Here is a 22,822-nt window from a genome sequence, read left to right as displayed (position 1 = left end):
GCCGGGGACAGCACAGGGCCTGAAACGTCGCTCTTCAGCTTTCTTGAGATGTTCCCTATTGCAGCAGGTGCGCACGGAGCGTCCCGGCGTCCTCAGCGCAGGTGGCCGACGTAGCCGAAGCGATAGGTGACATCAGGGCCGTAGGCGTTCATCGCGACACCAATCCCCGCTTTGAAAAGCCCGCCACCTTTGGTGGCAAAGATCAGCTCTGGGATCGCCTCCTGGGCGTCGGTCTTTTTGAATCCGCCGGCCACTTCTAGGCCCCAAGAGACGTGATCGCTCATCCGCTTGCCGATTCCGGCTGAGTAGGAGAGCACCGTGTCTTTGTCTGCGCCGCTCACCGGACGCGAGGCGATGATGTTGGCCATGAACATGTAGCTGCCCGAGACCGTCCCGACGATGTAGCGCGCCGACACGTTGCTGGGCTCTTCGGCGCCCGATCTTGCGCCCTCGTACTCGAGCCCGACCGCGTGGCCCCAGCCGTTGTGCTTGCCAAGCAGGTGTCGGTATTCGGCGCCAACGGCTTCAAACTGGAGCGGGTCGGAACCCTCTTTGCCAAAGTGCAGATGAAGCTCGAGGCCCGCCCTTGAGTCGTTTCCAAGCGCCATGTAGTAGCCGGGGCTCAGTTCCGTCGAAAATCTTTGGTTGAATCGAAGCGACGCGGCGTCCATCAGCCAAAGATGCTGCCCGGGGTGGCCCATGTCGAAGCTGGTGGTCAGCAGGAAGAAGCGGCCATGATGAGCCGGCGCCAGAGCAGGCAAAACAAGAAGCCCCAGAGCGAACGCACGTATCGACATGGGGACAACTATACCGGCAACCCGGCCTTTGGCCAAGAAGCGAGGCCATTCAGTTGAACGATCGGTCCCCATCGCGACACGAACGTACAGGATGCCGCAGGATGCCGCGATGCGTGGCTGTGCGTCCAAATAGGGTAACTGTCAGAAACAAACCCCGGGGACATGGGTAGAGGAACGAAGGACACACCAAATGTTGATACCAGTCGCACTCGGAATTGCCTTGACTCAGGCAAACCAAAATGAAGTCACCGTTTACAACCAGGGCTTTGCCCTGATCAAGGAAGTCAGGCAGATCTCCCTCCAAGCCGGACGTCAAAACCTCGCCATCGAGGACGTGGCGCAGCAGATCGAGACCAACAGCGTCGGCATCAAGTGCCTGGGAAACCCGAACGCGCTCGAAGTGCTGGAGCAGAACTACCAGTACGACTTGATCAGCCCGATGGCCATCCTGAACAAGGCGATCGGCAAGACGATCCGGCTCAGTCGGATCTTGCCAAACGGCGCAAAAGAGACCATCGAAGGCACGATGCTAAGCGCACCCAGCGGCATCGGAGCCGACATGGTCTACCAGGGCATGGTTCTGCGTACCTCTGACGGCCGGATCCTTCTCAATCCGGCAGGCGAACTCGAGGTGACCTCCATCCCCGATGGGCTCATCAGCAGACCCACCTTGCTCTGGGATCTGTTTGCGCCCACCGCAGGCAGCCAAACCATCGAGCTCAGCTACCTGACCCGTGGGATGTCTTGGACGGCCGACTACGTGCTTACGCTGGACGGAAGTGGGACAGGAGATATCAAGGGGTGGGTGACCATGACCAACCAGTCCGGCGCCAACTTCGCCGACGCGAAGCTCAAGCTCTTGGCGGGAGACGTTCAGCGAGTTGCCCCGCGAGGGGCGCCTGGAATTATCGGCGGCGGACGAGAGGCCTTGTCCAAGATGGTGGATGCCGGATTTCAGGAGGAGAGCCTGTTCGAGTACCACCTCTACACTCTCCAGCGCCCGGCGACGATCCGAAACAACGAGACCAAGCAGCTTTCGCTCCTTGAAGCGAAGGGCGTTACGGTGACCAAGAAGCTGGTGGTGGACTCGATGCTCAATTTCGGGATGTACTACCCCTCGGAGGGCGAGGTTGGGACCGGCATCATGAAGCCTCAGGTGCGGCTCGAATTCCTGAACAAGACGGACAACAAGCTCGGCATGCCGCTTCCGGCCGGCAACTTCAAGGTGTACCAGCGCGACAAGAGCGGCTCGGTACAGATGCTCGGCGAGGACCGCATCATCCACACCCCACGCGATGAAAAGGTGTCGCTGGTGGTGGGGCGTTCCTTCGACGTGGTCGCAGAACGCAAGCGAACCAACTTCCGACGCCTCAGCCCCAACTCGTTCGAGGAGTCCTTTGAGATCGAAGTGCGAAACCGAAAGCAAGAGGCCGACTCCGTCGTGGTGCTCGAGCGCCACTATGGCGATTGGCGAGTGTCCGAGACGAGCCAGAAATGGGACAAGCTCGACGCCAACACGATGCAGTATGTAGTGGCCCTGAAGGCTGGCGAAAGCAAGAAGATCACGTATACCGTGGTGACGAAGTGGTAAGGGAGACGGAGGGACCGAAGGACATAGGGACCAAGGGGACGAAGGGACATAGGGACGAAGGGACAAAGGGACAAATGAGCACAGGGGCAAGGAAGCTTGGAGTGCTCCCCCTCCTCCTGCACCGGAGGAGGAGAGGGTCAGGGGGTGGAGGCTCCGGGAGCCAAGGGACCAAGAGACCAAGGGACGAAAGGACAGCCGGATAGGGGATAAGGGTTAGGGGATGCCCAATTGGCGATCCCGTGGGGCAGGCTCATTCGCACGCATTCCCGCCGCACATCCCATCATCTCTACACCCTTCATCCCATCACTCCCAGGTCCCTCAGTCCCCGAGTCCCTCAGTCCCTAAGTCCCTCCGTCCCCGCGTCTCCGGGTTCCTCAGTCCCTCTGCCCCTTTCTCCTTCCTTCCGGTAGCATTCATTCATGCGCATTCTCGTCGTCGGCTCAGGAGGACGTGAACACGCCCTCGCGTGGAAGCTGTCACAAGAGGCTGAGGTCTTTGCCGCTCCAGGAAACCCCGGAATCGCCGAGGTGGCGACGCTCCTGCCCTTCTCTCCGGCTGATGGCGACTCGATCGCTGCAGAATGCGCCCGACTGAGCATCGACCTTGCCGTCGTCGGCCCGGAATCGCCCTTAATCGCAGGGCTTGCCGATCAGTTGCGAGCCCATGGCGTCACGGTGTTCGGGCCCAGCATGGCCGCGGCCCAGCTGGAGGGCTCTAAGGCCTTTGCGAAAGAGGTGATGCGGGAAGCGGGAATCCCGACCGCAGGATTTCGGGTCTTCACCGACCCGGACGAAGCGGAGGATTCGGCACGGGAGGCTTACGCCAGTGGGCGGCAGCTCGTGGTCAAAGCGAGCGGTCCTGCGCTCGGAAAGGGCGCGATCATGACTTCGACGCTCGACGAAGCCATCGAGGCGATCGAAAGATGTATGGTGGACGATGCCTTTGGCGAAGCAGGAAGGACCGTCGTCCTGGAGGAGCGAATGGTGGGCGAAGAGTTCAGCCTCCTTACCCTCTGCTCCGGCGGCCACTACGTGAGCCTCCCGGTCGCCCAGGATTACAAGCGGGCACTCGACGGCGACCGCGGTCCGAACACCGGCGGCATGGGCAGCTTCAGCCCCGTTGATTGGGTCACCCCCAACCTTGTGGCGCGCACCGAGGAATACGTCGTCGCGCCCGTGTTGAGGTTGATGCAGGAACGCGGTACGCCATTTCAGGGATGCCTGTTTTCGGGGTTGATGCTCGTGGACGGCATGCCGCGCTGCATCGAGTACAACGTTCGGTTCGGCGATCCGGAGACCCAGAGCGTGATGATGCGTCTTGGCGGGGGTTTGGCGTCGGCCCTTTTGGCGGCAGCAAAGGCCGAACCGATCCCGCCGATCCAGGTCAAGGCCAATGCCGCCGTGGCCGTGGTCGTCGCCAGCTCAGGCTATCCCGGCCCCATCGAAACCGGGCTGCCCGTCACCTTGAGGGAGCCCGACTCTGGCGTTCAGGTCTTTCACGCTGGGACGAAGTCTGTGGACGGGCAGTTGGTGACCTCGGGTGGACGGGTTGCGGCTGTGACTGCGGCGGCGTCGAGCCTCTCAGAAGCTCGACAACTGGCCTACCAAAACCTGCGCTGCATCGAATTCGAGGGGGCCCGCTGGCGGGCCGATATCGCTCAATCGGGCCCATCCTCGTAGCGCGCTATTGGCGAGAAGAGTGCTGAATCACCGCGATCCGGTGTTACCTCTGCTTTTGATGCATGGAGTTCGCCTAGGGTTACGGTGATTCTGGCCTTTTTTTGACTCAATAGAGAACCCGGAATTCCAGCAGCCATAGCGCAGGCGCCCCCTGCCGGATTCGGCCCTCCAAGATGAACCTTCCTGTCGCCGCTCCGATTGGGAACACGAAGCTGGCCAGCGGGGCCAGCGTGGCGGGCTCGCCAGCCACGTGGCGTTGATCGGCACGGATCCCCATCGCCCACGTGTCGGAGGGAATCCATGCGACGGACAGGTCCGATCTCCACTCGTTCCCTGCTGACCATTCGGCGCGAACCAGGCCCGCCTCGACGTGGGTTTGTCCCCATTGGCGCTGCCCAAGAACCCCGAAGACCCGGCGAGCGTTGTTGCCGACGAAGCCATGCACCCCGAAAGAGCCGAGGCCGCGCTTCTCGTACGCTTCGACGAAGAACCCCTTGGGAGAACTCTCAAAACGAGCGTCCGCAGTCTCCTGAGCGAGATCGGTCGTCGGAATGGAGGCCTCCCCTGGAAACACCGCCGCAGCCGTCACGTAAGCGCCCTCGTAGGAGTCCTTTGCTTTGGGCCAGTGCTTGGTTAGCCGGATCGCCGGAGACCGTCCGCTTGGCGCAAAGCCGTTGAGCGACTGGGTGCGTGCGTCGGAACTCTTGCGGCCGGGAACCGATGCCGCGAAAGCAGGCGGGTCGGTCAGGAAGACCTTTCCCGATTCATCGATCTGGGACATGATTCTGAACTGCCCGACCTGAAGGCCCAGGCCGTGATCGAGGGAGACCCCAAAGAACAGATCCTCGAACCGCCCGCTGGTGTCGCGTGTCGATCCGTCGGACTGAAAGTCGATCATGGCGGGGTTCCACTCCATCATGGTGTAGCCTCTTGGGCCAACAGGGCCGGCGCTGACCAGCTTCGCGCGATTCAGAACCGCCTTTGCGCCGCTCCCAGCTCCTGCCCGGTACTGTCCGATCTCGCTGGCCCAAAGGGTTAGGGGCAGCGTCGGCTTTCTCTCCAGACCAGGCATCCGATAGCCGTTCGCGACGAACTGTTCACCTGTGGCGTTGAGCTTTGGGATGTGCTCGTGGCATGCGCGACACGGCAGGCCGTATTCACGTGCAAACTGCGGCATGGCTTGAGCCTGGCGATAGAGGGCGACCGGTCCGCACAGGAGCAAACACAGAGTCAGGAACAGGGCGACGCTCTTGCGCGCCCGCAGGTTCAACGAAGAAAAGAAGAGACAAGAAGAAGACATGTACATCCGCATTAGAAATACCTCCTAATCAGATGTACTTTGGATGCCTAAGGTACTGACATTCGTCACAGGAGCAGGTTCAGGTTGCTTTGCGCGCTTTGCGCCGCTCCACGATCCGCGCCTCGTAGCCGATGTCGCTCGGCTCGTAGTACGGCGTCTCGAACGAACCCTCGGGCATGTAAGGTTGCTCCACCCATCCTCCCGGGAAGTCGTGCGGGTACTTGTAGCCAACCGAATGGCCCATCTTCTTCATCGCTTTCACGGGGGCGTTCCTCAGGTGAAGCGGGATGGGCGGATACGGTTTGCCCTCGGCGTCTTTCTTCGCCTTTTCGAGCGCCATGTAGCTTCGGTTGCTCTTGGGGGCTGAGGCCAGATAGGTCGTGGCTTGCGCGAGGATGATCTGCGCCTCAGGCATCCCGACTCTTTCGACCGCCTGCGCCGCGGCGGCAGCGACCACTAGGCCCTGCGGGTCTGCGTTGCCGACGTCCTCGCTTGCGAGGATCAGCAGTCTGCGCATGATGAACCTCGGGTCTTCGCCGGCAACGAGCATCCGGCTGAGATAGTGCAGCGCCGCGTCGGCGTCCGAACCCCTAACCGACTTGATGAACGCCGAGATGGTGTCGAAGTGGTAGTCGCCTTGCTGGTCATAGCGGACCTGAGGCTTTTGAATGACCTGCTCGATCAACTCGAGCTGAAGCTCCGCGCCGTCCTCAGCAAGCAGGCTGGCGGCTTCCAAAACGTTCAGCGCCAGCCGAGCGTCGCCGTTCGCGCAGGCGACCAAGTGACGCTTGGCTTCTTCGCTCAGCGTCAACCGCCGGCCGCCCAGACCGCGCTCTTCATCGGAAAGTGCGCGCTCGACCAGATCCTCTACGTCGGCGCTCTCCAGCGGCTTCATCGGCAGGACTCGCGCGCGAGAGAGCAGCGCAGGCGCCATGACGAAGAACGGGTTCTCGGTCGTGACGCCGACCAGCATCAGCAGACCGTCCTCCACGTATCCTAGCAGCGAGTCCTGCTGGGTGCGGTTGAAGTGGTGGATCTCGTCGAGAATGAGCAGCGTCCGCTGCTTCCTGGACCGCAGCCGCCTCCCCGCCTCTTCGGCGATTTTGCGCACCTCGGCGACGCCGCTGGTCACGGCGCTTCTGGCTTCGGCGTGGGCGTGGGCGTAGTTGGCGATGAGGTAGGCGAGTGTGGTCTTGCCGCAGCCCGGCGGCGCCCAAAGGACCACTGAGCCGAGACGTCCCTCTTCGATCGCCTTCTTGAGCGCAGAGTCCTTTCCAAGCAGGTGGCCCTGGCCGACGAATTCGTCGAGGGTCCTTGGGCGCATGCGCGAGGCGAGCGGCTCCCATTCGGGCTTAAGCTGACCCTCACTCGGCTCTTCGAACAGCGTCTCTGAGTTCACTCGGCGACCTCTTCCGCCAGGATCTGAACGACGACGGCGAGCAACTCCGGCACCTTTGCCGAGACAACCTCCCAGATAATGTCCTCGTCAAGGCCGAAGTAATGGTGGGCCACCTTGTCTCTGAACCGTCCGATCTGTTGCCACTCGATATCGGGACGCCGGCTCGTTATCGACTCCGGGAGCTGCTTGACGGCCTCGCCGATGATCTCGAGCCTCCGGATAACTGCATCGTAAAGAAGGTCGTCGGAAAAGAACGCGGCGCGCTCAACCGATGCCGTTCGCGCAATCACTTTTCGGCAAGCGTCCTCGACGTCCCGCAGGTACAGAACCTCCCTACGCAACGCGCTTTGCCTCTCGGAGTATCTCGTCACGAATGGGCTCGCGAAGTGCCTTCGTCGTGACCAAGTCGACCTTGCGCCCGAGTACGTCTTCGAGGAAATCGGAGAGGCCCATATATCCGCTGAAGGTGGCGGGACCCTCGAACTCGACAAGCACGTCCACGTCGCTGTCCTGACGATCCTCGCCGCGAGCGAACGAGCCAAACAACCTGAGTGACTTGACGCCGAATGCGTCAAGGCGATGCTTGTTCTTGCCGAGGATCGTTTCAATCTGTTCGAGCGTCATGGCGCCTCTCACATTATGGGGCATCCCATCGGCATGACCTACCCAAACCTCAAGTGGTGCCCCAGACTGAACACCTCCTCGATCTCCTTAGCGTCCAGGCGGGATTGGACGTCCGGGTCGGCCTCCACCGAGGTCTTGAAGTCCTTCCCTTCCCAAGCTAGCGCGGCATTGCGCTGGGCGACCTTGTAGGCGTCCTTCCGGGTCATGCCCTTGCGGATGAGCGCCACCATCAGGTGCTCGCTGAACACCAGGTCGCCCATGAGCCGCAGGTTCTTCGCCATGGTCTCGGGGAAGACCTGGAGCCCGCTCAGGATCTTCGCCAGACGGTTCAGCATGAAGTCGAGCAGTTGAAACGTGTCCGGCAGAACGACACGCTCTAGCGAGGAGTTCGTCAGATCGCGCTCGTGCCAGGTGGCGACCGTTTCAAGCATGGCGTGGGCGTTTCCGCGCACCACGCGAGCCAGACCGCACACCGTCTCGGAGTTCCACGGGTTGCGCTTGTGCGGCATCGCGCTCGAGCCGATCTGGCCGGCCTCGAACCCCTCCTGAACCTCCAATATCTCGGTCCGCTGGAGGTTTCTCAGCTCAGTGGCGATACGCTCGAGCCCGCCCGCAAGTACCGCCATGACCGTCAAGAGGTTCGCCATGCGGTCGCGGTTGACGATCTGCGTGCTGTAGGGGTCCGCGGTCAGCCCCAGACTGCCGCAAATGGCAGCCTCCATCTCAGGCGAAACGTGCGCATGGATCCCAACTGCGCCGCTGATCTTGCCGACCGCCACTTCCCTCTTACTTGACTTCAGGCGCTCCTCGCTCCTCTCCAGTTCCGCCAGCCAGCCGCCCAGCTTGTGGCCGAACGTGATCGGCTCGGCGTGGATGCCGTGGGTCCGGCCAATCATCGGCGTGCTTCCCCATTTCGATTTCAGATTTGAGATTTGAGATTTCAGATTGCCTAGGGAGGCGAGAAGAACACTGCATGAGTCGCGGAGCATCAGGCCGAGCGCCGTGTCGATGACGTCGTAGCTGGTCACGCCGAAGTGAATCCAGCGTCCGGGCAAAGCCCCTCCCTCGTTTTTGTGAAGCGAAAATGAGGGAGGGGTTGGGGAGGGAGACTCCGGAGTCCCTCACTCGTCAAGCCTCTGGGATTGATGAGGGAGGGGTTGGGGAGGGAGATCCGGCCGGTTCACGCTCTCCTCGAGATTCCTCACGAACGCCGCGAGATCGTGGCGCGTCTCCTTCTCGATCTCGTCGCACCGCGCCAGATCGAAGGCGGACCTGGCATCAATCGCCTTCAGATCAGCTTCGGGAATCACACCGGCAGCGGCCCAAGCCCGGCAGATCGCCAACTCGACCTCCAGCCACCGCTGATACTTGGCCTGGCGGCTCCAAAGCGCGGTCATCGCGGGCGTGCAGTAGCGATCGAGCATAGGGAGTTAGGGTACCTGGGGGCCAGGGAACAGCATCGCTCACGCCGCGAGCATCCAATCGATTTGGAGTCTCCGGTCTCGGTCCATAATGTGGCGTGTCCGGGACGATCGTCATCGCTGGAGGAATCGGCTTTCTTGGGGGAGCCCTGAAGGCGAAGCTCGTGGAAGCAGGGTGCGAGGTCGTGATGCTCTCGCGCCGAACGTCGCACGAAGGCGCCTCGACCCTTCACACGCCGAACTCTGATTTCCGGCCCACAACGATCGTGTGGGACGCCAAAACTCTGGGCTCGTGGACGGCATCGCTCGAAGGGGCGACGGCCGTCATCAACCTCGCGGGACGGAGCATTGACTGCCGGTTCACGCCCGAAAACAGGCGGCAGATCCTGGAGTCGAGGGTGGAATCTACAAAGGTCATCGGCCAGGCGATCGCTGCTTGCAAGGAGCCTCCAAAAGTGTGGCTGCAAGCCAGCGCGATCGGGGTCTATGGCGACGGAGGCGATTGGGAGCTCGACGAAGGGGCTGTGCCCTTCCCTGCGACACCCCGATCCTTCGGCGAGGGTGTGGAACCAGACACCCTGACCCGGTTCGCTTCGCTCACCGACCTCTCCCCAAAGGGGCGAGGTGGTCTGGATGGGTCTGTCACCGCGTTCATGGCGACAAGCTGCAGGCTCTGGGAGGCAGCCTGCGCCGAGGCAGAAACGCCTTACACACGAAAAGTCGTTCTTCGGACCGCCGTCGTCCTGAGTCGGCACTCAGGGGCATTCCCAAAGCTCTGGAGGCTCACCAGGCTCGGCCTTGGCGGTGCTGCAGGATCAGGCAAGCAGTTCTTCAGTTGGATTCATGTGGAGGATTGGGTTCGGGCGGTGCTCTTTCTCCTCGATAACAGCGGGGCCGAAGGGCCATTCAACCTGGCCGCGCCCGAGCCCGTGAGAAACAAGAACCTAATGGCAACGCTGCGCAATGCGGCTCACCGGCCTTGGAGCCCTCCCGTCCCTGTTGCGGCACTTCGAATCGGATCGGCCTTGATGGGGACGGAGGCGGAACTGATTCTCCAGAGCCAAAGGGTTATTCCTTTCAAGCTGATTGAAGTGAGGTTTCAGTTCGATTTTCCGAAGCTTGAAGATGCCATCCAGTCCCTCACCTCGGACCGAAACTGAGCGACCCTGTGTCCGACCTCCATTCGAGGTCTTCCGAAGATCCCTCGCCACCGGAACAGCCGTCGGACCCCAAGCAGACCAGCCGGACCTGCTGTCTGCCGCCCGTGGCAAACGGCTCATAGCCGTAGGGGTTCCCCCAGGGATCGAGCGGGATGGACGGAGAGACGTAGGGACCGCGCCAGCCCTGATCGCCGGCAGGCTTCACGAGCAATGCGTCGAGGCCCGCCGAGGATGTGGGCCAATGGCCCACGTCGTCGCGATAGGTCTCAAGCACCTTGCCCAAGGTCGCGAGGTCGTCGTGAGCCTTCGCCTCCTTGGCCGCCTCGATGCGGCGGTAGTATCGAGGAACGATCATCGCCCACAGTCCGATAGCCGTGATAATCGTCAGGAACAGCAGGCCGGTCCACTGGGTGCGACGGCGCCGCTCCGGCGGAAGATGCTCGCTGTACGGGCGCATACCGGTCTTGACGAAACTGGGCAAACGCCGTTCATCTCAGAACGAAGGCGTTAACGAATGCCTTCCAGTCGGCCCACAATTCTTAACTCGGCTTTCCTGCCGTGACGCGGCAAACGCGCCGCACAGGAAACCACTTCTCGAACTCCTCTTCGCTGGCGAGGTCGTTCATGAACAGGACCTCACCCGCCAGAGCATAGCGGCGGGTCCAGATATGCCGCAGCCAAGTGTTGGGCGTGATTTCGCCGGTTCCCAGCATCGTGCGAAGCTCCAGGGGCCGGTGGCGGCCGGTTTCCTCTCCGGCGCGGTCGACCGCCCACTGGCTCCACCAGTCGCGGATCATGAAGAACATCGGCTTCATGCCCTTTAGACGCACGAAGGTACACCAAACGTTAGCGGAGCCAATATTGAGGTCTGTGCCCGCCACAAGGGTAAAGTCAAAGTACGATGAGGAGCTCCATTTGGAACAAGGACCTTCTCAAGACTCGGACAGGAGATGCCATTGCGCGAATTGTGATGGTCCTTCTGCCCGGGGGATTCGCCTGCTCGAGCTCTTGGGTCGCCGTGCGCCACTATCCGGATGAGTTCGTCGCAGCGGCCAAAGGGTCTGGAATCCCGGTCTGGCTTCAAATCACGATCATCATCACCAATATCGTGCTTCTTCTCACATTGGCGGGCATGGCGGCATGGGGCCAGTGGGAGCGAGTGCAATCAGCTTTTGCTTTCCTGGCGGTCGCCCTAGTTGCTGTTCCACCCAGATTCACCTCTCCGGGAGACTCCCAGTACTATCGGATCGTATTCGGCGTCGCAGTGGGGATGACTATTGTCCAGACAGCGGTCATCATCAGGCCCCGGCTGTTCAGCCGGTTCCTGCCCGTTCCATTTGGAGACGACCGGTCCGGTACGGATTAAGAACGACTAGCCGGATTGCTGCCCTTCCATGGCTCGTGATTCTTAGGCGCGCCACCAGCCAGAGCGTTGCCCCTAGATTCCACCCAACGGCCCTTTGGGCCTCCAAGATCATCCCTCTGCTGCCACCAGACACCGTAGCCAAGACAGCCGGTAGCTATGTGAACCCGTGGCCGCAGGTTCCGTGTCTGCGTTCATCAGAGTTACAATTGAGTTTGCCGTCCGTAGCCGCAGGTTCCGTGCCTGCGCCGGTGAGCCTGGCGGCCCAAATCAGGCGTGTTGCGGATGGTGCGGTAATTCTGCTGCCATTACTTCACGGGCCACGCCGGCAGACTGTGCCGGAGGGGGCGGTCCTCGCGGTATCCCAGCTCGTACTCCGCCTGCATCAGCGTATGGATCTCGTGAGTGCCTTCATAGATCATCGCGCCGCGGCTGTTCCGGAAGTAACGCTCCACCGGGAATTCGTCGCAATACCCATAGGCCCCGTGAACCTCGATCGCCTTGTGCGCAGCGTCGAACGCCGCCGCACAGTTCGTCCACTTCGCGAGCGAGACCTCCTTCGTGTGCCGAATCCCCTGATTCTTGAGCCAACCGACCTTGTAATAAAGCAACCTGCCGATCTCCCGGCCCTGCACCATCGAAGCGATCATCTGCTGCACAAGCTGCTTTCGCCCGATCTCCTCCCCGCTCACCTTACGGTCGTGGCAATAAGGGATGCAGGCGTCCAGACAGGCCTGGATGATGCCGACGGCCCCGCTGGCAACCGTGTAGCGGCCGTGGTCCAGGGCCGACATCGCGATCTTGAACCCGTCGCCGATCTCGCCGAGCATGTTCTCCTTTGGCACGCGAACGTTATCGAAAAAGATGCTGCCCGTATTTCCGGCCCGAACGCCCAGCTTGCCGTGAATTGGGCGGCTGGAGAACCCTTGCAGGGTGCGGTCCACGATGAACGCCACATGCTGCTTGGGCTTGGAATCCTCGATCACACCAACGACGAGGAACTGGTCGGCGAAGTCCGCCAAGCTGATCCAGGTCTTCTCGCCGTTCAGGATGAAGTCGGATCCGTCTGGCCTCACTCGGGTAGTGATGTTGATCGCGTCGGAACCCACGTTCGGCTCGGTGAGCCCGAAGGCGCCAATCTTTTCGCCCGATGCAAGCGCCGGCAGCCAGCGGTGCTTCTGCTCTTCGGTGCCCCATTGCAGGATCGTCATGGAGTGAAGGCCGCTGTGAACGCTCATGACCACGCGCGCCGTGCTGTCGCCGCGCTCCAGCTCCTCACACACGATGCCCAGCGAGATGTAATCTGTGTCGGTCCCGCCGTATTTGGCGGGGATGCTCACCCCGGCAAGACCCGATCTGCCAAGCTCCTTGAGGAACGACGGGTCGGCTTTGGCCTCGCGGTCCCGCTCCCTGATGCCGGGGACGATGACGGTCTGTGCAAACTTCTGCGCCGATTCGCGGATCAGCTCGTGCTCGGCTGTGAGGGAGAAATCCATGCCCAGAGTGTACTTTGGGGAGCGGGTCTTCGGCTTTGAGAGCGCTCTTGGGTCAGCTCGGACTGCTCTTCAAAGGCCTCGGCCAAAGGTCCGAAAGTCCCGGCTCGTTCCGCCTGGGAACTTCGACCGGACCTATCCAGGTATCCCCAGCCATGAAGCGACCCCTTCAATCTCTGCTTACTCTTTTCGTCCTGCTCTGCGCGCTTCCGGCGATCGCTCAGGAGCCCCCGGCCCGCGAGATGATGCTCGGCAAGAAGATATTCTATGCCCTTGGGCCGGAGATCAGGGCTGAGATCAAGCTGACCCCAGCCCAGTCACAGAAGATCGTGGACTGTTTTGAAGGCGCCTTAACCATCGAGGGCGATCGCATCATGGTGACGATGCACGGCGGCGAAGACATGGCGGGCATGGAAAAGGCGGCGATGAAGGTCCTCGATGCCGCCCAGATCAAGCGCCTGACCGAGTGCTGGATCCAGGTTCTCGGAGGGATCGCGGTCGCTGACGACGAGATTGCCAAACAGCTCAAGCTCACCGACAAGCAGCGCAAGGATGTCGAACGCGCCCTCGAGGTTGGCGCTGACGAGATGCACGGTGTGTTCAGCTCAGGCGCGCACGATGAGTCGACGCAGAAAGCGGCCAAGGCGGTTCAGGTCGCGACCGGAAAGAAGATCGAGAAGCTCTTGACCGATGAGCAGCGCGCGGCCTTCGAAAAGATGAAGGGCGAGCCCATGAAGAAGAAAGACAAGAAGGACGGGGCGTAATCCCCCGGTCCACGGGTCTGGCCGATTAGCCCCCTCCTCGTTTTGGTTCGTAAGTGAGGAGGGGGTTGGGGGTGGAGACTCCGGAGCGAGCTATAGACGGCCCATCCCTAGGGATCTCCCGCAAAGGCGCAAAGGAAGCCTTCACCCAGTCCCGACTTCATCGGGATTATTGGTTCGCTAGCGCTCACAGACCCTCTCCTGGGCGGGGAGTGGTCCTCAGCCCTCCCTCCCATCATCTCTTTATCCCACCATCACCTCATCTCTTCAATGCCCCCCTACCCCGGCGGGATCTTCACCGGATCGGGAGGCTGTATGGGGCGTCTGGCAGGGTTCTTCTTGAGCTGGGCAAGCAGCTCCGCGATCGCGCGGTCGAGCTGTGGGTCTTGCCCTCTTGCGAAGGCGTTCGGGTCGCTCGGCACGTCGATATCGGGCTCGACGCCCTTGCTCTCGATGATCCATCCCTCGTCTGGGGTCCAGGCGCCGTAATTCGGCACACTGATCCGTCCTCCATCGACGAGCGGCCAGCCAGGATCGGAGCCAACTTCCCCTCCCCGAGTCCGACGTCCTATGATGGCGCCCAGCCCCAGCTTTCGGAACTGGTACGGGAACTCCTCGCCGTCGGAGTAATTGAACTCGTTGACGAGGCACGCGATCGGCCCTGGGAAGAAATCCTGCTGACGGGTCCAGAAGGATGGGGCGTTTCGCTGGTTCCAGAGCACGACCGGCTTCTGCTTGAGCACGGTGGCGATGAGGTCGGACACGTTTCCTCCCGTGTTGTAGCGGATGTCGAGCACAATGCTCTCTTTGCTGCGTTGGCCGTAGTACTGTTTGGCGAAGTCGGCCACGTCTCGGGCGATCATCGAGGAGAGGTGGATGTAGCCGAGTTTGCCGCCAGAGGCCTTGTCGACATACTCCCGGTTGGCCTGCTCCCAGCTCAGGACGCGCAAGTCCTGCTCGGTCTCCATCGGCTTGACGTAGTAAACCTTCGCGCCTTCCGCCTTCGGCTCGGAGTTCACCTTCACGCTCACGATCTGTCCAACCCTGCCGACGAGCCCCGCCTGCCAATCCGTCCCAACCCGCGCCGGGATTCCCGACACTTCAATCAGGAAGCTGCCGGGCTTCACATCGAGGCCCGGACCCAGCAAGGGGGACCGGTCCGCCTCACGAAACGCATCGCCGGAAAGCACCTTGGCGATCCGATAGAACCCGGAGGGATCGGGCTCCAGGTCGACCCCAAGAAAGCCCGCTGCGTTGGCGCGGTACAGGCTCCTCCGGTCACCGGTCCTAAGGAAGGAATGGGAGATGCCAAGCTCGGCCTGCAGCCACCGGATCAACTCGTCGAGCTCATCGCGCGAGCGGACGCTGGGAAGATATTGCGCGTACTTCTTGCCGACCTCCGGCCAGTCCGCGCCGTGCATGTTCTTCACGTAGAAATAGTCACGGCAGAGACGCCAGGCGTCCCAGAAGATCTGACGCCACTCGGCAACGGGGTCAATCGTAAGCTGAAGGCCCCCGAAACCCACTTTGCCCGAGCTTGGGTCCACATTCTTGGCCGTAGCATCGATGACCTGCAGGTTCGCGCCGCTGCCGACCAGCAGCTTCTTGCCGTCTGACGAGACCTTGTAGGCGGATGTCGCGCCGAGCGAGCCAAACGCCTTGGCCTTGAGGTCGTAGTAAGCCAGGGTCGAACCACTCTCTTCTACACTCAAGAAGCAAAGCCGGTCTCCGGCGAAAGACGCCCTGGAATAGGCTCCCGCGGGTGTGGGCACCTCGAACCAGCGCTGAGCGATGCCCTCGAAATCGACGCGGAAGGGGTCCTCCTTGGGCGGGTCCTTCTTTTCTGCGGCCGCCTCCTCCTCTTCGTTTTTAGGCGCGAATGGGCTGGGCGTATCGTTTCTTAGTGCGACGACGATGGGCCTAACTGTCAGCACCGTGGCCATCAGGTTCTGGATGCCGTCCCACCGAGGCGTAAAGACCCGCTTTGATAGAAATGCCAGCCACTTGCCGTCGGCGCTGAAAGACGGCGAAAAGTCGTCCGAAAGCCCCTGGATCACCGGACTCCTCTTGCCTGTCGCGATCTCGTAGAGAACCACGCGGTGGAAGTAGGTGAACGTGTCCAGCTCCTGGACGGCGATCCATTTGGAATCCGGCGAGAAGTCGAACTCCGGGCCGTCCCAGCTTTCACCCAGGGCGACAGTCGTATCAGTGCTCCCATCTGCAGCAATCAGACGGAGCCGCGTTTCGCTGTCGGTGAGCGCGATCCACTTGGAATCGGGCGACCAGCGGAGGCTGCGAATCTGACGGCTCAGGTCTTTGGTGAGCTGCTTCGGGTTCGAGCCGTCAGCTCCGGCGACGTAGAGTTGCTGCTCGCCGGTCTCATCTCCGACGTATGCCAACGACCTCGAATCTGGCGAAAGGGCAGGCAGTCCATAGCGCACGCCAGACTTCGCTACCAGTACTTTGGCTTCGCCCTCGCCGGCAGGGAGCGAAATGATCTGGCCACGAGAGGCTGCAAACACCCGCTTTCCGGTGGGCCCAAGGCTCGGCGCCTCCACCACTTGGCTCGCCGGAACACGGTATGGGCGGGTGTGCATTAGGTCCGACTTCAGGTCAAACCGGACCCACTCCAGCTTCCCGGTCTCGGGGTTCGCGATCTCTATGCCCCTTCCCCGCTCGTAAATCAGGCGGGAGCCGTCGGTCTGCAGCGCCCGAATCTCCATCGGTGAATCCTCCACCAGCTTGAGCGGTTCCCTGCCGTTGAGAAGCGCCGATTTGAGGCTGAATTTGCCCTTGGCCTCCTCGACAAACCAGACGCGGTTGCGGGCGATCACCGGGTACTCGGCGGTCCCATGGCCCCGATAGACCTCCTTGAAGCTCTTCGTCTTGAGGTCGCCCACCCAGATGCCGTTCTGCAGCCCGCCAGTGTAGTGGAACCACGCGTTTGCCGAACGGTTGAAGCGGGTGAACGCCAACTGTCCCTCATTCCCGAACGACGCGTGCGCGGCGAATTCGATCGGGAGCTTCTCAAGCACGCCGCCCTCTGCTGGGACCTTGTAGAGCTCAAAGCCGGCGAGCACCCCGCGCACCCGCACCAGCACCGAGTTTCCGTCAGGCGACCATCCCAGCGGTTCGGCAAGGGAGTTCCGGTAGGTCAGGCGTCTTGGGGCTCCACCCGACACAGGCATCACATAGACCTCATCGGCGCCGTCGTATTGGGCTGAAAAGGCGATCCTCGAACCCTCCGGCGAGAACTTAGCGGCGTATTCGCGGCCCTCGTGACGTGTGAGCCGCTCGGCGGTCTTGTGGTGCAGGCTCCCCAGCCAGAGATCGCCTTCACACGTGAACACGGCCTCGCCGCCATACAGGTCGGGATCGCGCATGAATGGGCTCGCTGTTTGTGGAGCCAGAACGACGGACGAGAAGACGAGGGCTGCCAACATGGTGTTGCGCCATCAGTTCGTCAGGCGGCGCCCAAATTCCTGTCTTCATAATGGGCTTGTGGCCCACTTCGAGATCGACGCCGACATCCGCAAAGCCTGGACGCCGCCCGCGCGGTGGTACACGGACCCCGCCGCTTACGAAGACAGCAAGGACCGCATCTTCGCGCGGAGCTGGCAGTGGATCGGCGACAACTCCAGCCTGAAATCGCCAGGCTCCGTGCAGCCGTTCACGCTGCTCGAAGGGTGCCTCGACGAGCCGCTCGTGCTCACACGCGACACCAAGGACCAGCTTCATTGCCTCTCAAACGTGTGTACGCACCGGGGCAACCTTGTGGTCGAGGGCGCGGGCGTGGAGCGGGCGAGCCTGCGGTGCCGATACCATGGGCGCAAGTTCGGCCTCGACGGCGCCTTTCAGTCCATGCCCGAATTTGAGGGCTGTGAAGGCTTCCCTTGCGCCAAGGATGACCTGGCAAGCACCGAGCTGAAGTCCTGGGGCAACATGCTCTTCACCTCGATCCAGCCGGCAGATTCCTTTGAGAACTGGTTCGAGCCGATGCTCTCGCGGGTGGGCTGGCTCCCGATCAAGGAGTTCGTCCATGACCCCGCCCGGGGGCGGGAGTACCTGGTTCGCGGACATTGGGCGCTCTATTGCGACAACTACCTCGAAGGCTTCCACATTCCCTACATCCACCCTGCCCTGAACGCCGCTCTTGACTACAGCCAGTACGAGGTCGAGCGATTTCGGTATGGCACCCTGCAGCTTGGGATCGGCAAGGACGGCGAGGATTGCTTCGAGCTTCCCCCGGGCTCCCCGGACCTGGGCAGGAACGTGTCGGCCTACTATTTCTGGTTCTTCCCCAACCTGATGTTCAACTTCTATCCTTGGGGGCTCTCTGTAAACGTCGTCCGCCCGATCGCACCGGACCTGACCAAGGTGACGTTCATCCCCTACGTCTGGCGGCCGGATCGTCTGGGACAGGGCGCCGGTGGCGATCTGGACCGCGTCGAGCGCGAGGACGAGGCGATCGTCGAGTTGGTGCAAAAAGGTCTCCGTTCGCGGCTGTATGACCGGGGCCGATACTCGCCCACACGCGAGGATGGAACCCACCATTTCCACCGCTTGATCGCCGAGTTCCTCGGTTAGCGCCCTGCGGCATCGGGCCAGTGTGCCGATACTTTTACCAGGCCATGCCTGCCGCGATTTCTGTTTCCGACCTTCACGTGCGATATCGCGCCAAGAACGGTGCGTCCGTTCACGCCGTTCAAGGGCTGTCGTTTGAGGTCCAGCCCGGCGAGATCGTGGGCTTCCTTGGTCCCAACGGCGCCGGCAAAAGCTCCACGATCAAGGCGCTGATGGGGTTTGTCGCGCCCGAGTCCGGCACATGTTCCATCCATGGCGAACCTGCCGGCAGTCTGGCGGCCAAGGGGCGCGTGGGCTATTTGCCCGAAGTCGCGATGTACTATCCGTTTCTCACACCGCTGGAAACGCTCTGCCTGTATGGGCGGCTTCAGGGTCTGAAGGGGAACCCGTTGAAGTCCGAGGCGGAGCGGCTTCTGACCTCGCTGGGGCTTGGAGGCGCGCTCAAGAAGCACAACCGCACCCTTTCTAAGGGGATGCTCCAGCGCGTCGGCATCGCGCAGGCCCTTTTGGGCAGCCCTGACGTCTTGATCCTCGACGAGGTGACCAGTGGCCTCGACCCCATCGGCCGCAAGGAGTTGCGCGAAGTCCTCTTGGAGAAGCAGAGGCAGGGCTGCACGCTGTTCTTCTCCAGCCACGAATTGGCGGAGGTGGAGAGCCTCTGCGCGCGGATCCTGGTGATCCATCAAGGACAGTTGATCGAAGAGCGCCAGATCGGTGACCTTAGGGAGGAGCTACAGGCGTTCAGGATCGCCTACCTGGGAACCTGCGACTTGTCAGGGCTCTGCGCTGAGCCGTCGCGCAGCCCGGATGGACCCTGGGAGGCGTCTTTTGCCACCAAGGACGCGTTCCTTCAAGGGCTTCAGCGCCTTGCGGCATCCGGTGCGACAATCGTGGACGTCGAGGCTTCGGAGGGATCTTTGGAGGACTACTTTATCGACACGATTCGGAGGGCCGCATGAAGCCGGGGGTTTGGGGTGGTATCGCTTGGGGCGTGGTCTTGGAGTCTGTTCGCCGCAAGGACCTGTGGGTTGTGGCGATCCTCGGTGGCCTGGTAGTGGCGTTTGCCGGCTTACTCGGCATCTTCGGTTTCAGCGGGCTGGAGATCTTCGCAAAGGACCTCGCCGTCTCCGTGCTCAGCCTGTTCTCCACCTTCCTGACGGTGATCGTGGCCTGCCGCGTGATCCCAGACGAAGTGCGCAACCGAACCCTGTATCCGCTACTGGCCCGGCCCATTTCCCGGTTCGATTTCCTCGTCGGCAAGTTCTTCGGCGCTGTCCTGGTGTCCTGGGTGGCGTTCCTTGTGTTGGCGCTCCTAACCGGCGTCGCGCTGGCCACCTTTGGCGTGGGCTGGGAAGCGATCATGGCGCAGTTCGTGCTCGCCAAGCTGATGGGGCTCGCGATGTTGTGCGCGGTGGGCCTCATGATCAGCACCTTCATGACCCAACAAGCTTCGGTGACGGTGACCCTGATTCTGGCTCTGGGGTCCAGCACGGTCACGCGGGCGCTGCAGATGGCCTATGCGAATTCGGGTTCACAAGGGCAGGTGGGCTACAAGCTGCTGAACGCGATGCTGCCGCAGTTTAGCCTCTTCGACCTGGGCGGCCGGGTGGCGTATGTGGGCTGGCAGGCGGCGCCCATGTGGGTGATGCTCGCGCTCGCCGCCTACATGGCGATCTACTCAAGCTGTATGCTCGGTTTCGCCTGGCTCAAGTTCAGGAAGCAGGGCTTGTGACATGAAAACATTCGCCCTCGCAATGGTCCTGTTCGCCGCCACCGCGAGCATCGGAGGCTGGGTTTCCACCTTCGAGCCCGTCATCCACCCCGTCGTCAAGACGGAATCGCGCCAGGTGAACGAGGAGCAAGCTGGCGCCTCGTTGCTCGGACAGTTTCGGACCAGTTTCACCTCCTGGCTCTGGCTGAGAACGGACCTCTACCTTCACAACGGTGTCGAGATGCGCAAACTCACTGACGCCGAGATGAGGACGGGCGAGGAGGCCGCGCACAATGCCGACCACGACGACGACGGTCTCTGTATCGATGGCACGACGGCGACCGTGATCCCATCGGCTGAACGAGATTTTCGCGGCGTGTTCGGCGACATCGAAAGGGCCACCACGGCCTTTGAGGACATGTCCTCACACCACCACAACGACCCCAAGACCACGCTGCCGCTGTTTCGTCTGCTCACATTGATCGACCCTCAATTCACGCCGGCATGGGTGGTGGGCGGTTCGATCATGGCGCGAGACCGCAGTGCTCACGCCCTCCGCGAGGCCGAGGCCTTCCTTCGGAGAGGTCTTTACGAGAACCCCAAGGCGCTGACCATCCGAGTTCAGCTTGGCGAGCTTCAGATCGTCAAGAAGCACGACCTGGAGGCTGGCGCGGCGACGATGAAGGAGGCCGTCCGCATCGGAACACTGAACCCAAAGCGACTCGACGAAGAGGACGAGTTGGCGCTCGACGACGCGTTCCGTTGGCTCGCGCTCTGCCAGAGAGACTTGGGCGACCTCGATGGAATGGAAGCGACGGCCAGGTTCGGATTGACGCTGTTCCCGAAGGACAAGGCGCTTGAGCGGCTGCTCAAGGACAGTGTGCCAATGGTGCCGACAATTCTCCGCGATTCGGCCTCGAATTAGATTCCTGACTTCAGTGCATGCTGGGCGTTTTGCGCATGGTGCGGAAGGTCTGCATCGCGTAATGGTAGTCCTCGAGATAGTCCACATCGTAGGCCAGTTCCGGCGGGCTATCCGCGACGGCCTGGCCCGTGCAACCCAGAAGCTCGTGCACCTTGTCCTCGACGTCGCGGATCGTTAGGCGCTTCATCAGCAGGAGCAGTACAAACCGCATCCCAAGCACGCGCGCCATGCCGATCTTGCTCTTGCGGTTCACAAACAGCCGGTCGATGTGGTGGATGGCCTTGCGCAGCGCTTCTGGCCGGACGTTGTAGAGGCAGCCCGTCGTGAACACCCCGTCGCGAAGGCCGACAAACGTGGCTTCGGCCTGCGGATAGGCCTCACTGTAGTCGGGCTCGGCGATCAGCGGCACGCAGAAGTCCTTGTTCTCGTTGCAGAGCGAAAGGAACAGCTTGACGACATCGGCGTCGATGAACGGCAGGTCGCAGGTGCAGATCAAAACGCGATCGGAGACCGAACCGTCTTCGACCAAGTAGTCAAGACCGCGGAAGATGTTTTCAGGGCCCGTGGCGCCTTCACGGAGGCATTCGTCCGCAGATGCCCCCTCGGCGCTTTCGCAGACCTCGGTCGAACCGACCACCACGATACGCCGCACCGCACCGGACTCCCGAAAGGCGGTTATCGTGCGTTCCAGCACCGTCCTGCCGTCGAAGCGAATGAGCGCCTTGCTGTTGGTCGCCACGACCTTTGAGAACTCTTCGTCGAGGCGGCCCCCCGCGGGAATGATGACGTCGTAGGTTGACACAGGTGTTTCCTATCTTACGCGACTTGGCACGCGTTCATGGGGTTTCTCGCCCGAGCGGCGGATTCCTTTGATGGTTCTGACGAATCTGGAGGATTATCCGAATCTCTGGCGTTGCGGTTATGCCCGGTGCGGCCCGAAAAAAGGGTCACTCGAGGGCTTCCAGGAGCTTCTTGGCCCGGGTCGGATGCTTGAGCTTCTTGAGCGTCTTCTGTTCGATCTGGCGAATTCGCTCACGAGTGACCTGGAAACAGGCGGCGACCTCTTCAAGGGTGTAGGGCCGCCCGTCGAAGAGCCCGAAGCGCATGAGGATCACGTCGCGCTCACGCTCGCCGAGGGTGCCCAGAATCTCGACGACGCGCCGCCGGATCAGATTCCTCACGGCAAGATCGACCGGGGCCTCCTTCATGTCGACGACGAACTCTGAGAGCATCGAGTCCTCGGTTTCGCCAACTGGAGCGTCCAGCGAAAGCGGCTCGCTGGCGGCACGTAGGACTTCTGCGACCTTCTCAGCCGACATTCCGGCTGCTTCGGCGATTTCAGCTTCCGTGGGCGTTCGGCCGAGGCTCTGCTGAAGGCAGTTGGCGGTCTTCTGCAGCCTTGAGACCCACTCCAGCGCATGGATGGGCACGCGGATGGTCCTGGCTTGGTCGCCGATCGCCCGCGACATGGATTGACGGATCCACCAGGTGGCATAGGTCGAAAAGCGAAAGCCCTTTGAGGGGTCGTACTTTTCAACCGCGCGAATGAGGCCCAGATTCCCCTCCTGAATCAGGTCCTGGAGAGAGAGCCCCCGCCCTGTGAAGCGCTTGGCTATGCTGACCACGAGCCGCAGATTAGCTTCGATCATCGACTTTCTAGCCTGGCGACACCCCAGCCTGGCGCGGTGAGTCAGTTCGAACTCTTGTTCAGCGGTGAGCAAAGGAATCTGGCAGATCGTCTGCATCCAGAGTTGCAAGGAGTCGTCGACTTCGATCTGTCGCGACCTGCCGACGGGCGATGCGCCCGCCCACGAGGAAGGACCCGCCATCGCGTCGGCAAGAGGTCTGTGGCCCTCTGCTTCCTCCACGGAATAACCGGAGGAACCCTCAGCCGCCTCACGATACGGCGATGTGCACTCCCCAAAAATCATGACCTTCGTACCAGGCACCCGTTCGCGGCCTCCCCTCAAGTACCGCGCCGTTGCAACTTTTACTCTAACACACGTTTGGCGA

Annotated in this window: 22 protein-coding genes; 9 read left to right on the top strand and 13 right to left on the bottom strand. The window is 61.8% G+C overall.

The window, feature by feature from the left end:
- Window positions 1–92: 92 nt before the first annotated feature.
- Window positions 93–797: a hypothetical protein gene (locus HZC36_13180; GenBank protein ID MBI5707931.1), complete on the bottom strand. Its 705-nt coding sequence runs from the start codon at window positions 795–797 to the stop codon at window positions 93–95.
- 190 nt (window positions 798–987) lie between these two features.
- On the opposite strand from HZC36_13180, the gene HZC36_13175 reads away from it, so the two are divergent.
- Entirely contained in the window at window positions 988–2,388 is a 1,401-nt protein-coding gene (locus HZC36_13175) for a hypothetical protein (protein MBI5707930.1), read from the top strand.
- A 420-nt stretch (window positions 2,389–2,808) separates the two neighbouring features.
- Complete coding sequence (gene purD / locus HZC36_13170; protein ID MBI5707929.1) at window positions 2,809–4,068, top strand: phosphoribosylamine--glycine ligase; 1,260 nt, start codon at window positions 2,809–2,811, stop codon at window positions 4,066–4,068.
- Between the two features lie 106 nt (window positions 4,069–4,174).
- Here the strand turns inward: purD and HZC36_13165 are convergent, their stop codons facing one another.
- The 6 genes from HZC36_13165 to HZC36_13140 all read right to left on the bottom strand — a co-directional run bounded on the left by HZC36_13165 (window position 4,175) and on the right by HZC36_13140 (window position 8,815).
- Window positions 4,175–5,368, bottom strand: a complete 1,194-nt coding sequence (locus tag HZC36_13165) for a hypothetical protein (protein ID MBI5707928.1) — start codon at window positions 5,366–5,368, stop codon at window positions 4,175–4,177.
- Between the two features lie 79 nt (window positions 5,369–5,447).
- Window positions 5,448–6,692 carry a replication-associated recombination protein A gene (locus HZC36_13160; GenBank protein ID MBI5707927.1) on the bottom strand — a complete coding sequence of 415 codons (1,245 nt, stop codon included), beginning with the start codon at window positions 6,690–6,692 and terminating at the stop codon, window positions 5,448–5,450.
- Window positions 6,693–6,763: 71 nt separating this feature from the next.
- The gene (locus HZC36_13155; protein MBI5707926.1) at window positions 6,764–7,108 is read right to left on the bottom strand and encodes a DUF86 domain-containing protein; all 345 of its coding nucleotides are present in this window, start codon (window positions 7,106–7,108) and stop codon (window positions 6,764–6,766) included.
- Window positions 7,101–7,391 carry a nucleotidyltransferase family protein gene (locus HZC36_13150; GenBank protein MBI5707925.1) on the bottom strand — a complete coding sequence of 97 codons (291 nt, stop codon included), beginning with the start codon at window positions 7,389–7,391 and terminating at the stop codon, window positions 7,101–7,103. Before HZC36_13150 ends, HZC36_13155 begins: the two co-directional genes overlap by 8 nt.
- Window positions 7,392–7,429: 38 nt before the next feature.
- Entirely contained in the window at window positions 7,430–8,446 is a 1,017-nt protein-coding gene (purB, locus tag HZC36_13145) for an adenylosuccinate lyase (GenBank protein MBI5707924.1), read from the bottom strand.
- 66 nt (window positions 8,447–8,512) lie between these two features.
- Window positions 8,513–8,815 carry a hypothetical protein gene (locus HZC36_13140; protein MBI5707923.1) on the bottom strand — a complete coding sequence of 101 codons (303 nt, stop codon included), beginning with the start codon at window positions 8,813–8,815 and terminating at the stop codon, window positions 8,513–8,515.
- A 95-nt stretch (window positions 8,816–8,910) separates the two neighbouring features.
- Here HZC36_13140 and HZC36_13135 point away from each other — a divergent pair, with 95 nt between their 5' ends.
- Window positions 8,911–9,972, top strand: coding sequence for a DUF1731 domain-containing protein (locus HZC36_13135; GenBank protein ID MBI5707922.1), 1,062 nt, complete (start codon window positions 8,911–8,913; stop codon window positions 9,970–9,972).
- On the opposite strand, the gene gspG is transcribed toward HZC36_13135, so the two are convergent.
- A complete protein-coding gene (gspG, locus tag HZC36_13130) occupies window positions 9,953–10,453 on the bottom strand; it encodes a type II secretion system major pseudopilin GspG (protein MBI5707921.1) in 501 nt (166 codons plus the stop codon). The two genes, HZC36_13135 and gspG, sit on opposite strands and share 20 nt — an antisense overlap.
- A 58-nt stretch (window positions 10,454–10,511) precedes the next feature.
- Window positions 10,512–10,802: a hypothetical protein gene (locus HZC36_13125; GenBank protein ID MBI5707920.1), complete on the bottom strand. Its 291-nt coding sequence runs from the start codon at window positions 10,800–10,802 to the stop codon at window positions 10,512–10,514.
- Between the two features lie 71 nt (window positions 10,803–10,873).
- Here HZC36_13125 and HZC36_13120 point away from each other — a divergent pair, with 71 nt between their 5' ends.
- The gene (locus HZC36_13120) at window positions 10,874–11,338 is read left to right on the top strand and encodes a hypothetical protein (protein ID MBI5707919.1); all 465 of its coding nucleotides are present in this window, start codon (window positions 10,874–10,876) and stop codon (window positions 11,336–11,338) included.
- 305 nt (window positions 11,339–11,643) lie between these two features.
- On the opposite strand, the gene HZC36_13115 is transcribed toward HZC36_13120, so the two are convergent.
- Window positions 11,644–12,831, bottom strand: a complete 1,188-nt coding sequence (locus HZC36_13115; GenBank protein ID MBI5707918.1) for an acyl-CoA dehydrogenase family protein — start codon at window positions 12,829–12,831, stop codon at window positions 11,644–11,646.
- A 152-nt stretch (window positions 12,832–12,983) separates the two neighbouring features.
- On the opposite strand from HZC36_13115, the gene HZC36_13110 reads away from it, so the two are divergent.
- Complete coding sequence (locus HZC36_13110) at window positions 12,984–13,592, top strand: hypothetical protein (GenBank protein ID MBI5707917.1); 609 nt, start codon at window positions 12,984–12,986, stop codon at window positions 13,590–13,592.
- Between the two features lie 275 nt (window positions 13,593–13,867).
- On the opposite strand, the gene HZC36_13105 is transcribed toward HZC36_13110, so the two are convergent.
- The gene (locus tag HZC36_13105) at window positions 13,868–16,972 is read right to left on the bottom strand and encodes a PD40 domain-containing protein (GenBank protein ID MBI5707916.1); all 3,105 of its coding nucleotides are present in this window, start codon (window positions 16,970–16,972) and stop codon (window positions 13,868–13,870) included.
- Window positions 16,973–17,090: 118 nt separating this feature from the next.
- Here HZC36_13105 and HZC36_13100 point away from each other — a divergent pair, with 118 nt between their 5' ends.
- From HZC36_13100 to HZC36_13085, 4 genes are read left to right on the top strand one after another with little or no spacing between them, the layout of a single operon-like run.
- Window positions 17,091–18,176: an aromatic ring-hydroxylating dioxygenase subunit alpha gene (locus HZC36_13100; GenBank protein MBI5707915.1), complete on the top strand. Its 1,086-nt coding sequence runs from the start codon at window positions 17,091–17,093 to the stop codon at window positions 18,174–18,176.
- A 44-nt stretch (window positions 18,177–18,220) separates the two neighbouring features.
- A complete protein-coding gene (locus HZC36_13095; GenBank protein MBI5707914.1) occupies window positions 18,221–19,132 on the top strand; it encodes an ABC transporter ATP-binding protein in 912 nt (303 codons plus the stop codon).
- Complete coding sequence (locus tag HZC36_13090; protein ID MBI5707913.1) at window positions 19,129–19,905, top strand: ABC transporter permease; 777 nt, start codon at window positions 19,129–19,131, stop codon at window positions 19,903–19,905. Before HZC36_13095 ends, HZC36_13090 begins: the two co-directional genes overlap by 4 nt.
- A 1-nt stretch (window position 19,906) precedes the next feature.
- Window positions 19,907–20,809 (top strand): hypothetical protein, encoded by a 903-nt coding sequence (locus tag HZC36_13085; GenBank protein MBI5707912.1) that lies wholly within the window; start codon window positions 19,907–19,909, stop codon window positions 20,807–20,809.
- Window positions 20,810–20,819: 10 nt separating this feature from the next.
- On the opposite strand, the gene HZC36_13080 is transcribed toward HZC36_13085, so the two are convergent.
- Entirely contained in the window at window positions 20,820–21,611 is a 792-nt protein-coding gene (locus HZC36_13080) for a nucleotidyltransferase family protein (protein ID MBI5707911.1), read from the bottom strand.
- Between the two features lie 145 nt (window positions 21,612–21,756).
- On the bottom strand, window positions 21,757–22,758 hold the full coding sequence (locus tag HZC36_13075; GenBank protein ID MBI5707910.1) for a sigma-70 family RNA polymerase sigma factor: 1,002 nt from the start codon (window positions 22,756–22,758) through the stop codon (window positions 21,757–21,759).
- Window positions 22,759–22,822: the final 64 nt, after the last annotated feature.

It is taken from the genome of Armatimonadota bacterium (assembly GCA_016223145.1).
Classification (GTDB): domain Bacteria; phylum Armatimonadota; class Fimbriimonadia; order Fimbriimonadales; family Fimbriimonadaceae; genus Nitrosymbiomonas.
This window is presented reverse-complemented; position numbering and strand designations above follow the sequence as displayed.

Excerpts from the sequence above, each read along its gene's own strand:
- HZC36_13180 (MBI5707931.1), bottom strand. The coding sequence starts at position 797 with ATGTCGATACGTGCGTTCGCTCTGGGGCTTCTTGTTTTGCCTGCTCTG.
- HZC36_13175 (MBI5707930.1), top strand. The coding sequence starts at position 988 with ATGTTGATACCAGTCGCACTCGGAATTGCCTTGACTCAGGCAAACCAA.
- purD (MBI5707929.1), top strand. The coding sequence starts at position 2,809 with ATGCGCATTCTCGTCGTCGGCTCAGGAGGACGTGAACACGCCCTCGCG.
- HZC36_13165 (MBI5707928.1), bottom strand. The coding sequence starts at position 5,368 with ATGTCTTCTTCTTGTCTCTTCTTTTCTTCGTTGAACCTGCGGGCGCGC.
- HZC36_13160 (MBI5707927.1), bottom strand. The coding sequence starts at position 6,692 with ATGCGCCCAAGGACCCTCGACGAATTCGTCGGCCAGGGCCACCTGCTT.
- HZC36_13150 (MBI5707925.1), bottom strand. The coding sequence starts at position 7,391 with ATGACGCTCGAACAGATTGAAACGATCCTCGGCAAGAACAAGCATCGC.
- HZC36_13140 (MBI5707923.1), bottom strand. The coding sequence starts at position 8,815 with ATGCTCGATCGCTACTGCACGCCCGCGATGACCGCGCTTTGGAGCCGC.
- HZC36_13120 (MBI5707919.1), top strand. The coding sequence starts at position 10,874 with ATGAGGAGCTCCATTTGGAACAAGGACCTTCTCAAGACTCGGACAGGA.
- HZC36_13115 (MBI5707918.1), bottom strand. The coding sequence starts at position 12,831 with ATGGATTTCTCCCTCACAGCCGAGCACGAGCTGATCCGCGAATCGGCG.
- HZC36_13110 (MBI5707917.1), top strand. The coding sequence starts at position 12,984 with ATGAAGCGACCCCTTCAATCTCTGCTTACTCTTTTCGTCCTGCTCTGC.
- HZC36_13105 (MBI5707916.1), bottom strand. The coding sequence starts at position 16,972 with ATGCGCGATCCCGACCTGTATGGCGGCGAGGCCGTGTTCACGTGTGAA.
- HZC36_13095 (MBI5707914.1), top strand. The coding sequence starts at position 18,221 with ATGCCTGCCGCGATTTCTGTTTCCGACCTTCACGTGCGATATCGCGCC.
- HZC36_13090 (MBI5707913.1), top strand. The coding sequence starts at position 19,129 with ATGAAGCCGGGGGTTTGGGGTGGTATCGCTTGGGGCGTGGTCTTGGAG.
- HZC36_13085 (MBI5707912.1), top strand. The coding sequence starts at position 19,907 with ATGAAAACATTCGCCCTCGCAATGGTCCTGTTCGCCGCCACCGCGAGC.